The organism is Aquitalea sp. ASV11, assembly GCF_016429185.1.
Lineage (GTDB): Bacteria > Pseudomonadota > Gammaproteobacteria > Burkholderiales > Chromobacteriaceae > Aquitalea > Aquitalea pelogenes.
Genome location: NZ_JAELUD010000296.1, coordinates 1 through 297, shown reverse-complemented (window position 1 = coordinate 297; position 297 = coordinate 1). Strand labels below are relative to the sequence as shown.

General features: G+C 78.1%; 1 pseudogene. It reads right to left on the bottom strand.

Features of this window, described 5'->3' with window-relative positions:
* Nucleotides 1–297 (bottom strand): annotated as a pseudogene (locus JHD62_RS22230) (hypothetical protein); the annotation flags it as partial.

The following is a 297-nucleotide window of genomic DNA, read 5'->3' as shown; positions in this document are numbered from 1 at the left end:
CCATATTTGCGCGGCACGGTAATGCCCCACAGCCCGCTCTGGCTGTAGCCTTCCAGCTCGGCCCAGGGCAGGATGCGCTCGCTGTCGCGCCGGGCGGCGTCGCGGGCAAATTCGCTAGCCCAGTGGCTGTCTCTTATACACATCTGACGCTGCCGACGAACAGTAAGATGTGGGGGGGTGGGGGGGGGGGGGGGGGGGGTGGGGGGGGGGGGGGGGGGGGGGGGGGGGGGGGGGGGGGGGGGGGGGGGGGGGGGGGGGGGGGGGGGGGGGGGGGGGGGGGGGGGGGGGGGGGGGGGG